This window comes from Acidimicrobiales bacterium, from assembly GCA_036399815.1.
Lineage (GTDB): Bacteria > Actinomycetota > Acidimicrobiia > Acidimicrobiales > DASWMK01 > DASWMK01.
Window position 1 is genome coordinate 1 of the sequence record DASWMK010000278.1, and the last position, 11,968, is coordinate 11,968.

Here is an 11,968-nt window from a genome sequence, read left to right on the forward strand (position 1 = left end):
ACGATCGTCGCCATGCTGGCCTCGCAGTTCGTGCCGTCCGAGGCCGTCGGCCGGGTGCAGGCCGGGTTCAGCCGGCTCGGGCCGGTCGCCCAGGGTGCGGCGCTCGCCGCCGGCCTCGTCCTCGTCGGCGCGCTCGGCCCCGAGGGCGTCGCCCCGTTCATCTACTTCCAGTTCTGATGGCCATCACCGCCCCGCCCCGCCGCCCGTACCCGCCGAGGCCCGCCCCCGGCATCGACGGCGCGCCCGTCCCCGGCCCGGTCGGGGCGACGAGCCGGCGCCGCAGCCGCCAGCCCGACCTGCCCTCGGGCGACCGGCCCATGGCCGCCGGGCACGTGCTCGTCGCCATCCTCGTCGCCCTGCTGCTCGGCGCCCTCCTGAACGCCGACTCCCTGTGGGCCAAGGCCCAGCAACAGCCCTACGGCTGGCGGCGGACGGTGGCGGTCAGCGCCATGCGCCCGGTGCACGCCATCGCCGACGTCACCCGCCTCGACCGGGGCCGGGCCTGGCTGGAGGACGCGCTCGGCCGGGAGCCGTCCGGGCCGACCGGCCCGCCGCCCGAGGTCCACACGGACACCACCCTGCCGGCCGAGTCGGCCGCGCCGGTGACGACGGTGCCGCCGCCCCCGCCGAAGGTCCGCCAGGCGACCGCTGCCGAGCCGCTGCGGGTGTGGGTGGGCGGCGACTCGATGGCCCAGGTGTTCGGCGAGTCGTTCCTGCGGCTGGCCGAGGAGCGGGGCGACGTGGAGGCCACCCACGACTACCGGATCTCGACCGGCCTGACCCGGCCCGACTTCTTCGACTGGCCGGCCCACCTGACGAACGACGTGCTCACCCAGGACTACGAGGTCATCGTCATCATGTTCGGGGCCAACGACGCCCAGCCCCTGAACATCGACGGGGTGATCCGGGAGTCGAGCGAGCCCGAGTGGCAGGCCGAGTACCGGCGCCGGGTGGCGGCGACCATGGACCTGCTGGAGGGCGACGGTCGCTTCGTCGTGTGGGTGGGCCAGCCGATCATGCGCTCGTCGTCGTTCTCCGAGCGCATCGCCCGGCTGAACACGATCTACCGGGAGGAGGCGGCCGGCCGGCCCTGGGTGCACTTCTTCGACAGCTGGCCGCTGTTCACCGACGCCGGCGGTGGCTACTCGGACTACCTCCCCGGCCCCGACGGCGAGCCCGAGCTGATGCGCCAGCAGGACGGCATCCACCTGAGCCGGCCGGGCGGCGACCGCCTCGCCGACGCCATCCTCCAGGTCATCGACGAGGAGGCGGCAGGCGGTGCGCCGGGCACGACCACCACGACCGCCCCCGGGTCCACCGCCCCCACCTCGACCACCGCCCCGCCCAGCGGCTGACCCGGCTGCGGCCGCCGCCCGGAGCGCCGGGCGGGCTGTCCCCGGCGCAGCCGGCCGGCGCCGAGCGGAGCCGGTGACCGCGGGCGCCGGGCCGGATCGACGCCGGCCCGCCGGGCGGCCGACCCCGACGCACCCTGCCGGCCGCCGGGCGGCCGACCCCGACGCAGCCTGCCGGCCGCCGGGCGGCGACGCCAACGCAGCCGGCCGGCGCCGGGCCGAGCGACTGACCGCGGGCGCCGGGCCGGGTGGTCGCCGCGGCCCGCCGGCCCGGCCGGGGCGGGCGGGGCGGCTGACGGCGCCTTCACTTTCCCGGCCGGGGTGCCGATGGAGTGTCGTTCACCGGCAACGGGAGGTCACCGTGGCCCTTCAGGGCACCCTCGATACGTTCGCCCTTCCCGATGTGCTGCGGCTGCTGGCCTCGACGAAGAAGACCGGCCGCCTGCGGATCAGCGGGTCGCGGGGGACGGGCAGCGTCTGGGTCGACGCCGGCCAGGTCGTCTCGACCGAGGCGACCGGCGTCGCCAAGTCGCAGGGCCCGGTCGACGTCGTGTTCGAGCTCCTGCGGTACCGGGACGGCTCGTTCACCTTCGAGTCCGACAAGGCGGCGCCGTACCCGGAGCCGGCCAGCGACGTCGAGCCGCTGCTGATCGAGGCCGAGCAGCAGCTGGCCGAGTGGCGGGACATCGAGGCCGTCGTGCCGTCGCTCGACCACTGGGTCATGCTCGTCTCCGACCTGCCGAGGCCGGACGTGGTCGTCGACGCCGAGCGCTGGCGGGCCATCGTCGCCGTCGGCAGCGGCAACGCCGTGCGCCGGGTGGGCGAGAGCCTGTCCATGGGCGAGGTGGCGGTGTCCCGGCAGGTGAAGGACCTGGTCGAGCTGGGCCTCGCCACCGTCGACACCCCGCAGGCCCCGGCCCGCGTGCCCGACCCGTTCCCGACGGCCGCGCCCGAGCCGCTGTCCGCCCCGGCCTACGACGCCGACGGGGCGTCGGACCCGGTCGACGCCGGCCGGCGGGCGTTCGAGCCGCTGCTGCACGAGCCGCTGGTCGTCGACCACGCCGCCGATGCCGCGGCGTCGGCGCCCGAGCAGTTCGCGGCGGCGACCTTCGCCACCACCGCCGAGCCCGAGCCGTACCGGCCGGCCTTCGGCGGCCCCGGCCCCGGCCCGGCCGACGGCGACGGCCACCGCCCGTTCGGGCTGGCCAGCGGTAGCGACGGCGACGGCCACCGCCCGTTCGGGCTGGCCTCCGCCGACGGCGACGGGCACCGGCCGTTCGGGCTGGCCCCCGCCGAGGGCGAGCCGGCCCGTCCCGCCTTCGGCGGCTCGCCGATGGGCGACGGCGACCCGTACCGACCGGCCTTCGGCGGCCCGCCCGCCGGCGCCGATGTCGAGCCGCTGCGCGCCGCGTTCGGCGGCTCGGGCACGGCCGCGGCCGAGGCCGAGCCGTTCCGTCCCGCCTTCGGGGGCCCGGGCCCGGCCGACGCCGAGCCCCTGCGCCCGGCCTTCGGCGGCACCCCGGCCGACGGCGACCGCAGCGGGGCGTTCCCGCCCGGGCCGACCCGGCGCACGCTCGGCCGCTCCCCGGCGGCCGACGGCCGCCCCGGCGACGAGGCCGACGAGGTCGCCCGCCAGCTGGCCACTCTCAGCCCGAAGGCGGCGCGCGCCGTCGCCGCCGCGGCCAGGGCCGAGACCGACGAGGAGCGGGAGGCCGCCCTCGCCGAGGTGGCGGGCGAGACCGAGGAGCCCATCAACCGGGGCCTCCTCCTGAAGTTCCTCTCGTCCGTGCGCTCCTGACGCACGGGCGGGGCGGGCCCCGGAGGGGGGTCCGGGCGTGGGCGACCCGTACTGACACGAGAAGCCAGGGATGTCGGAACAGACACAGCTCGGACGCCTCCTCCTCGAACGGGGCCTGGTCACCCAGGCGCAGCTCGACGCGGCCCTGGCCGAGCAGGCGCGGCACCACCGCCCGCTCGGCCGGGTGCTGATCGAGCAGGGCGCCATCAGCGAGGCCGACCTCGTCGCCACCCTCGCCGCCCAGATCGGCTACGAGTACGTCGACCTGGCCGACGTCACGATCGACCCGAGCGCCCCCGGCCTCGTCCCCGAGGCCATGGCCAGGCGCTACCAGTCGCTGCCGATCTACTGGGAGGGCGACCGCCTGGTCGTCGCCATGGCCGACCCGTCGAACGTGGTCGCCATCGACGACATCCGCTCGATCACCGGCGCGGACGTCAAGCCGGTGGTCGCCACCCGGGCCGGCATCGAGGCGGCCATCGACCGCACTCACCGCCTCGACAGCGAGGTCATGGACGCCACGGCGATGGCCGTGGACGGGGTCGATGACGAGGAGGACCTGGCCAAGCTCCGGGAGGTCACCGAGGACGCGCCGATCGTCAAGCTGGCCAACCTGCTGATCGCCCAGGCCGTGCAGGACCGGGCCTCGGACATCCACATCGAGCCGGGGGAGCGCGACGTCCGCATCCGCTACCGCATCGACGGCGTGCTCCACGAGGTCATGCGGTCGCCCAAGCAGATCCAGTCCGGGCTCGTGTCCCGGGTGAAGATCATGGCGGACATCAACATCGCCGAGCGGCGCATCCCCCAGGACGGGCGGGTGTCGGCCAACGTCGGCGGCCGCCAGGTCGACGTGCGGGTGGCAACCCTTCCGACCGTGCACGGCGAGAAGGTCGTGCTGCGGATCCTCGACAAGAGCCACGCCCTGCTGCGCCTCGACGACCTCGGCTTCCTGCCGACGACCATGGCCCGCTACGAGCAGGCCTACACCAAGCCGTACGGCACGATCCTCGTCACCGGGCCGACGGGCTCGGGAAAGTCGACCACCCTCTACGCCACCCTGAACATCCTGAACGACCCGTCGAAGAACATCATCACGGTCGAGGACCCGGTCGAGTACCGGCTGGGCGGGATCAACCAGGTGCAGGTCAACAACAAGGCGGGGATGACCTTCGCCGCCGCCCTGCGGTCGATCCTGCGCTCGGACCCCGACATCGTGCTCGTCGGGGAGATCCGCGACCGGGAGACGGCGACGACGGCCATGGAGGCGGCGCTCACCGGCCACCTCGTGCTCACCACCCTGCACACCAACGACGCTGCGTCGACGCCGACCCGGCTGGTCGAGATGGGGCTGGAGCCGTACCTGGTGTCGAGCGCCCTCGACTGCATCGTCGCCCAGCGCCTGGCCCGGCGGCTGTGCGAGCGGTGCCGGGAGCCGTACCAGCCGACGGTGGCCGAGCTCGAGCGGGTGGGCTGGGACACCGAGCGGGGCTCGCTGCCCACGCTGTACCGGCCGGTCGGGTGCGCGGCCTGCGGGCGGACCGGCTTCCACGGCCGCTTCGCCGTGCACGAGGTGATGCTCGTGAGCGAGGAGCTCGGCCACCTCATCGCCGAGGGCGCCCACTCCAACGACCTGAAGAAGCTGGCGATCGCGCAGGGGATGCTGACCCTCCGCCAGGCCGGCCTCCACGCCGCCGCCGCCGGCACCACCAGCCTCGACGAGATCCTCCGCGTCATCGCCTGACCCCCGGCCCGCTCATCCCCCTCGGGGCGGCGGCCGATAGTCCTCCCGATGCTCCTCGCCTCCCGGCGCCTCGGCGACTTCCTGGTCGACCGCAAGGTCCTCTCCAGGGACGCGCTCGAGGGCATGCTCGACCGGGAGGCCCGCGAGGGCGTCCACCTGTCCCGGCTGCTCGTCACCGGCGGGCTGGTCAGCGAGAAGGACCTCGTCGCCGCGGTGGCCGACCAGATCGGCGTCGAGTTCGTCGACCTGGCCGAGCGGTCGGTCCCGCCCGACCTCGACCGGCTGGTGCCCGAGGACCTGGCCCGCGCCTACCTGGCCGTCGCCGTCGAGCGCAGGGGCGACTCGGTGGTCGTCGCCATGGAGGACCCGAGCGACCGGCCGCTGGTCGAGGCCGTCGCCTCCGACGTCGGCCGCCCGGTGCTCCCTGCCATCGCCGTGCGCCACGAGCTGGCCAGAGCCGTCCGGTCCATGTACGGGCCGGCCGGCGACGCCGACGAGGACGACGCCCTGGACCGGATGGCGGCCATGCCCGGCGAGCTCGTGCTCGTCGACCTCCTCCAGCGGGTGCTCGACCTCGGCGGCTCCGACCTCCACCTGACCGTCGGCTGCCACCCGTCGGTGCGGGTCCACGGCGAGCTGAAGCGGCTGACCGAGTACCCGGTGCTGAACGGGTCGGAGACCAGGCGGCTCGTCTACGGCGTGCTCTCGCCCAAGCAGCGGGCCAAGTTCGAGGCCGAGCGGGAGCTCGACCTGTCCTACTCCGTGCCCGGCCGGGGCCGGTTCCGGGTGAACGTGTTCCTCCAGCGGGACTCGGTGGGCGCCGTCCTCCGCACCATCCCCTACGAGGTCGTGCCCTTCGAGGACCTCGGCCTGCCCGAGGCCGTGCGCGGGTTCGCCGACCTGCCGCGCGGGCTCGTCCTCGTGACCGGGCCGACGGGGTCGGGCAAGTCGACGACGCTCGCCTCGCTGATCGACATCGTCAACGAGACCAAGCCCGTCCACATCATGACGGTGGAGGACCCGATCGAGTTCCTCCACCACCACAAGCAGGCCATCGTGAACCAGCGGGAGGTGGGGGAGGACACCCTGTCCTTCGCCGCCGCCCTCAAGCACTGCCTGCGCCAGGACCCCGACGTGATCCTCGTCGGCGAGATGCGGGACCTCGAGACGATCGCCACCGCCATCACGGCGGCCGAGACCGGCCACCTCGTGTTCGGCACCCTCCACACCCTCGACGCCGCCCAGTCCATCGACCGGGTCATCGACGTCTTCCCGGCCCACCAGCAGCAGCAGGTCAGGGTCCAGCTGGCGTCCGCGCTGCGCGGCGTGGTCGCCCAGCAGCTGGTGCCGCTCCCGAGCGGGACCGGGCGGGTGGTGGCGGCCGAGGTGCTGGTCGTGAACGGGGCCGTGCGCAACCTGATCCGCGAGGGCAAGACGTTCCAGATCACGTCCGCCATGCAGGTGGGCGGGAAGTTCGGGATGCAGACGATGGACCAGGCCCTCGCCGCGCTGGTCCACGCCGGCACCATCGACCTGGCGACCGCGCTCGAGCGCTGCGCCAACGCCGACGACCTCCGCCGCCTGGTCGAGGGCGGCTGAGGCGACGAGGAGGGCCGTGCCGACCACCTACGCCTACAAGGTCAGGGACCGCCAGGGGAAGCTGGTCGAGGGCCAGCTGGAGGCCGACAGCTCGGCGCTCGTCGTCAACCGCCTGCGCCAGATGGGCTACACGCCCGTCGCCATCGACCGGCGGGACACGAGCACGCTCCAGAAGGAGATCCACGTCCCCGGCCTCGGCAACCGCGTCCGGCTGAAGGACGTCGCCGTGTTCAGCCGCCAGTTCGCCACCATGGTGAACGCCGGCCTCACCCTGCTGCGGGCCCTGTCGATCCTCGGCGAGCAGACCGAGAACACCGTGCTGGCGGGGATCGTCAACGAGGTCCGCCAGGAGGTGGAGCGGGGGTCGTCGCTGTCCCAGGCCATGGCCCGCCACCCGAAGGCGTTCTCCCGGCTCTACGTCGCCATGGTGCGGGCCGGCGAGACGGGCGGCGTGCTCGACGCCGTCCTCCTCCAGCTGGCCGAGAACCTCGAGAAGCAGGTCGCCCTGCGCCAGAAGGTGCGCTCGGCCATGACCTACCCGGTGGCCGTGTTCTTCCTCGTCGTCACCATCCTCACGGCGATGCTGCTGTTCGTGGTCCCGATGTTCCAGGACCTGTACGCCGACCTCGGCGGCACCCTGCCCGTCCCCACCCGCGTCCTCCTCGGCGTGTCGTCGGTGGCGAAGACGTTCGCCGTCCCGATCTTCGTGCTGGAGGGGGTCGGCATCTGGGCCCTGCGGCGGTGGCTGCGCACGCCGGCCGGCCGGGCCAGGTGGGACGCGCTCGCCCTCCGGCTGCCGGTGTTCGGCAAGCTCGTGCGCAAGACGGCGCTGACCCGCTTCGCCCGCACCCTGGCCGTCCTGCTCCGCTCGGGCGTGCCGATCCTGGAGTCCCTCGAGATCACGGCCGAGACCGTCAACAACGCGGTGGTGGCCAAGGGCGTGCGGGACACGCAGACGGCGGTGAAGCGGGGCGAGGCGGTGGCCAAGCCGCTCGCCGAGCACCCGGTGTTCCCGCCGATGGTCACCCAGATGATGGCCGTGGGGGAGGAGACCGGCGCCCTCGACGACCTCCTCGACAAGGTCGGCGACTTCTACGACCAGGAGGTCGAGGCGACCGTCGACTCGCTGACGTCGCTGCTCGAGCCGGTGATGATCGTGGTGATGGGCGCCTCCGTCGGCGCCATGGTCGTCGCCCTCTACCTGCCGATGTTCAACATCATCAACCTCATCAAGTAGCCGCTCATCTGTGGGCGGCACCGGTCGATGGGGTGGCGTGCGACGAGCGCAGCGCCGAGGTGGTGCGCCCGGCGACGGCCCGGGGGTGGGCGCGCGCGCGGGCGTGCCCGCCCGCGGGGATGCCGGGCTGACCATCGTCGAGCTGCTCGTCGTGCTGGCGGTGATGGCGGTCGTCGTCGCCCAGGCGACGGCGAACTTCACCGCCCTGCGGGAGCGGGCCGACGACCGGCGGGCGCAGTCCAACCTGCGCAACGGCCTCGCCGCCGCCCGCATCTACTACAACATCGACCTCGCCTACACGGCCGACCCGCTCCTCATGCGCGACGTGGAGCCGGCGCTCGGCTGGATGGCGCTGCCGCCGGGCATCGGGAACGACCCGAAGGACGTGTACCTCGCCGTGGAGGACGCCGGCCAGACCCTGCTGCTCGGCAACCGGTCGACGGACGGCCGGTGCTTCTGGCTGAGGGACGCGCCCGACAGCCTCGGCTACTACGCGGCCTTCGAGGTGGGCGGCACGTGCGCGCCGCCGGCGCCGGCCGACTTCGTGTCGTCCTGGGGCTGAGACCCGGGTCGTCCCCTCAAGTCCGCCACGCTCCGTGGCGATAGGAGGAGGCGGCCGCTCCTGCGACGCCGCGCTCATCCATTGGACCATCCAAGGAGACCCGGAATGACCGACTGGCTCCGCCGGCGTCGCGAGGACGACGGAGGCTTCACCCTGATCGAGCTCATGGTGGTGGTGCTGATCATCGCCATCCTGATCGCCATCGCCATCCCGACGTTCCTCGGCGCACGGGAGCGGGCCCAGGACCGGGCCGCGCAGTCGAACCTCCGCAACGCCCTCCAGGCCGAGAAGACGTTCTACGTCGACAACCAGGCCTACACCGACACCGACGCCGACCTCGAGGCCATCGAGCCGACCCTCGACTGGAACGTCGCCGGCGCCAACCAGGTGACGGCCAGCATCGAGGCCGGCGGCAACGTCGTCTGCCTCGAGGCGACCTCGGCGAGCGGCGCGGTGTTCACCATCGCCGACATCGCCACCGGCGCCGACGCGGGGACGTACTACTTCGACTCGGACCTCGCCGCCTGCACCGGCGCCGCGGCCGCGGCCGGCAACCCGAACGGCTTCTAGTCCGAGCCCGGACGACGGGCCCGGGCGTGCGAGGGGGCGGCGGCGGCCGCCCCCTCGACGCGTCCGGGGATCGGCCGATGTCACTACCGTGGACCTCGCCATGACCGCGTTCCTCGCCGGCGCCTGCGGCCTCGTCGGCCTGGCCGTCGGCAGCTTCCTCAACGTCGTGATCGCCCGGGTGCCGGTGCGCGAGTCCGTGGTCCGGCCCCGGTCCCGGTGCCCGCACTGCGGCACCCAGCTGGCCGGCCGGGACAACGTGCCCGTGCTGTCCTGGGTGGCGCTGCGGGGCCGGTGCCGCACGTGCCGGGAGCCGATCAGCGTGCGCTACCCGCTGGTCGAGGTGGCCACCGCCGTGCTGTTCGTGCTGGCCGCCGTCCGCTTCGGCGCCTCGTGGGCGCTGCCCGCGTACCTGGTCGGGTTCGCCGCCCTCGTCGCCGTCACCGCCGTCGACCTCGAGCACTACCGCATCCCCGACCGGATCGTGTTCCCCACGCTCGGGATGGCGACCGCCGCGCTCGTGGTCGCCGCCGTCGCCGGTGACGGCACCGGCTCGCTGGCCGGCGCGTTGGCCGGCGCCGGCCTGTACTTCGGGATGCTGTTCCTGCCCCACCTCGTCTACCCGAGGGGCATGGGCTTCGGCGACGTCAAGCTCGCCCTCGTCCTCGGGCTCCTCCTCGGCTGGATCGACCCGTACCTCGTCCTGCTCGGCCTGATCGCCGGGTGCGTGCTCGGCGTGGTCGCCGGGCTCGCCACGGTGGCCGTCCGGCGCCGCCGGGAGTTCCCGTTCGGGCCGGCCCTCGCGGCGTCGACGATCGCCGTCGTCCTCCTCAGCCAGCGGCTCCTCGATCTGGGGGCCGGGTAAACGCGGCTAGAGTGCCGTCTCCCCCGACCCAGGCGGGGTCGGGGGGAGACAAGGGGGAGGGACCCTTATGGAGAACCGAAGCCCGCGGCGCGCGCCGCGGGCCACGGCGGCCGTCGCCGCCGTGGCACTGATGCTCGGATGCCTGGTGGTCGGCAGTGCGCCGGCGAGCGCCGCGCCGACCAACCGGGCGTGCGGCGTCCGTGAGAACGACACGGCGGCGAAGCTGACGGAGTGCGTGCGGCTGGCCAACGTGCGAGCGCACCAGGCGGCGCTGCAGGCGATCGCCGATGCCAACGGCGGCAACCGCTTCGCCGGCCTCGCCGGCCACGACGCGTCGGTCGACTACGTCGTGAACCAGCTCGTGGCGGCCGGCTACAGCCCGACCGTGCAGCCGTTCGACTACCTGGCGTGGACCGAGATCGGCCCGTCCCACTTCGAGCAGGTGGCGCCCACGCCGACGACCTACGTCCAGCACACCGACTTCGAGGTGCTGCAGCAGACCGACCCCGGTGACGTGACCGCCTCGGTCACCGCCGTGGACCTCGCGCTCGGCGTCGGCAACACGTCGACCAGCGGCTGCGAGGCGGCGGACTTCGCCGGCTTCCCGGCCGGCAACATCGCCCTCGTCCAGCGGGGCACCTGCACCTTCGAGCAGAAGGCCGAGACGGCCGCCGCCGCCGGCGCCGTCGGCGTCATCGTCATGAACCAGGGCAACACGACCGGCGCCGACCGCCAGGGCCTCGCCATCGTGACCCTCGGCGCCGGCAACACGAGCGGGATCCCCGCCGTCTTCGTCACCTACGCCCAGGGCGTGGCCTTCAGCGAGACCTCCGGGCTCGTGACCCGCATCCACACCAACACGGTCCGCGAGCTGGCGACGACGTACAACGTCCTCGCCGAGACGGCCTCCGGCAACCCGGACAACGTCGTCATGGTCGGGGCGCACCTCGACTCGGTCGGCGCCGGCCCCGGCATCAACGACAACGGCTCGGGCAGCGCGGCGATCCTCGAGACCGCCCTCAAGCTGGCCCACACGCCCGTCGCCAACAAGGTCCGCTTCGCCTGGTGGAGCGCCGAGGAGTCGGGCCTCGTCGGCTCGAACTTCTACGTCGCCAACCTCACCCAGGAGCAGAAGGACCGCGTCGCCCTCTACCTGAACTTCGACATGATCGGCTCGCCGAACTACGTCCGGTTCATCTACGACGGCGACGGCTCCTCGTTCGGCCTGGTCGGCCCGGCCGGCTCCGACGAGATCGAGGCCTTCTTCGAGGGCTTCTACACCCAGCGGGGGCTGGCCTTCGAGGGCAGCCAGATCAGCTTCCGGTCGGACTACGCCGCCTTCTTCAACAACGGCATCCCGTTCGGCGGCCTGTTCACCGGGGCCGAGGGCATCAAGACGGCCGACCAGGCCGCCGTGTACGGCGGCACCGCCGGCGCCCAGTACGACCCCTGCTACCACCAGGCGTGCGACACGTACGCCAACAACAGCAACGAGGTCCTCGACCTCAACAGCGACGCCGTCGCCGCCGCGACCATCACGTACGCGCAGGCGACCGACCTGCCCGGCTGACCCAGCCGAGCACCAGCACCACCTCGTCGACCGGGGCCGGCTCCTCAGGGGGCCGGCCCCCGTCGCGCCCGCCGTCACGGCGGTCGAAGGGGACCTGGCCGCCGCGGACGCCAGCGGTGGCGGCGGCGCAGGAACACGGCGGTGGGTGGGCCGTGTTCCAGCATCCGATGGCACCCACCGACGCCCCGCTGCCGCCCCTGTCCGTCCTCGACCTCGCGCCGGTGGGCGAGGGGTCGACGGTGGCGGAGGCGCTGGCCGGGTCGGTGGCGCTCGCCCGCCTGGCCGAGCGCCTCGGGTACCGGCGGGTGTGGGTGGCCGAGCACCACAACATGCCGGGGATCGCCAGCTCCTCCCCGCCCGTGCTGATCGCCCACCTGGCCGCCTGCACGTCGACCATCCGGGTCGGGGCCGGCGGCGTCATGCTCCCGAACCACTCGCCGCTCGTGGTGGCCGAGCAGTTCGGCACGCTCGAGGCCCTCCACCCCGGGCGCGTCGACCTCGGCATCGGCCGGGCCCCTGGCACCGACCCCGTCACCGCCGCCGCCCTCCGGCGCCGCCCGTCGACCCTCGCCGTCGACGACTTCCCCGAGCAGCTCCGCGACCTCCTCGCCTACTTCGACGGCACCCACCCCCACATCGAGGCCGTCCCCGGCCGGGGCGACCGGCCGGCGCTG

Annotated in this window: 10 protein-coding genes; all 10 read left to right on the plus strand. The window is 73.9% G+C overall.

Annotated elements, in window-relative coordinates; genetic code table 11:
* Positions 1 to 176: 176 nt before the first annotated feature.
* The gene (locus tag VGB14_20895) at positions 177 to 1,355 is read left to right on the plus strand and encodes a DUF459 domain-containing protein (GenBank protein HEX9995390.1); all 1,179 of its coding nucleotides are present in this window, start codon (positions 177 to 179) and stop codon (positions 1,353 to 1,355) included.
* A gap of 358 nt (positions 1,356 to 1,713) precedes the next feature.
* A complete protein-coding gene (locus VGB14_20900; protein HEX9995391.1) occupies positions 1,714 to 3,150 on the plus strand; it encodes a DUF4388 domain-containing protein in 1,437 nt (478 codons plus the stop codon).
* A 70-nt stretch (positions 3,151 to 3,220) separates the two neighbouring features.
* Positions 3,221 to 4,894 (plus strand): ATPase, T2SS/T4P/T4SS family, encoded by a 1,674-nt coding sequence (locus VGB14_20905; protein HEX9995392.1) that lies wholly within the window; start codon positions 3,221 to 3,223, stop codon positions 4,892 to 4,894.
* A gap of 48 nt (positions 4,895 to 4,942) precedes the next feature.
* Entirely contained in the window at positions 4,943 to 6,493 is a 1,551-nt protein-coding gene (locus VGB14_20910) for a PilT/PilU family type 4a pilus ATPase (protein HEX9995393.1), read from the plus strand.
* Between the two features lie 16 nt (positions 6,494 to 6,509).
* Entirely contained in the window at positions 6,510 to 7,730 is a 1,221-nt protein-coding gene (locus tag VGB14_20915; GenBank protein HEX9995394.1) for a type II secretion system F family protein, read from the plus strand.
* A gap of 85 nt (positions 7,731 to 7,815) precedes the next feature.
* Entirely contained in the window at positions 7,816 to 8,292 is a 477-nt protein-coding gene (locus VGB14_20920) for a prepilin-type N-terminal cleavage/methylation domain-containing protein (protein ID HEX9995395.1), read from the plus strand.
* A gap of 105 nt (positions 8,293 to 8,397) precedes the next feature.
* Positions 8,398 to 8,862 carry a prepilin-type N-terminal cleavage/methylation domain-containing protein gene (locus VGB14_20925; protein HEX9995396.1) on the plus strand — a complete coding sequence of 155 codons (465 nt, stop codon included), beginning with the start codon at positions 8,398 to 8,400 and terminating at the stop codon, positions 8,860 to 8,862.
* Positions 8,863 to 8,962: 100 nt separating this feature from the next.
* Positions 8,963 to 9,724 carry a prepilin peptidase gene (locus VGB14_20930; GenBank protein HEX9995397.1) on the plus strand — a complete coding sequence of 254 codons (762 nt, stop codon included), beginning with the start codon at positions 8,963 to 8,965 and terminating at the stop codon, positions 9,722 to 9,724.
* Between the two features lie 130 nt (positions 9,725 to 9,854).
* The gene (locus VGB14_20935; GenBank protein HEX9995398.1) at positions 9,855 to 11,294 is read left to right on the plus strand and encodes a M28 family metallopeptidase; all 1,440 of its coding nucleotides are present in this window, start codon (positions 9,855 to 9,857) and stop codon (positions 11,292 to 11,294) included.
* Positions 11,295 to 11,461: 167 nt separating this feature from the next.
* Positions 11,462 to 11,968, plus strand: a 507-nt coding sequence (locus VGB14_20940) for an MsnO8 family LLM class oxidoreductase (GenBank protein HEX9995399.1), incomplete at its 3' end; no start/stop codon positions are given.

Excerpts from the sequence above, each read along its gene's own strand:
- VGB14_20925 (HEX9995396.1), top strand. The coding sequence starts at position 8,398 with ATGACCGACTGGCTCCGCCGGCGTCGCGAGGACGACGGAGGCTTCACC.
- VGB14_20905 (HEX9995392.1), top strand. The coding sequence starts at position 3,221 with ATGTCGGAACAGACACAGCTCGGACGCCTCCTCCTCGAACGGGGCCTG.
- VGB14_20935 (HEX9995398.1), top strand. The coding sequence starts at position 9,855 with ATGCTCGGATGCCTGGTGGTCGGCAGTGCGCCGGCGAGCGCCGCGCCG.
- VGB14_20930 (HEX9995397.1), top strand. The coding sequence starts at position 8,963 with ATGACCGCGTTCCTCGCCGGCGCCTGCGGCCTCGTCGGCCTGGCCGTC.
- VGB14_20910 (HEX9995393.1), top strand. The coding sequence starts at position 4,943 with ATGCTCCTCGCCTCCCGGCGCCTCGGCGACTTCCTGGTCGACCGCAAG.
- VGB14_20895 (HEX9995390.1), top strand. The coding sequence starts at position 177 with ATGGCCATCACCGCCCCGCCCCGCCGCCCGTACCCGCCGAGGCCCGCC.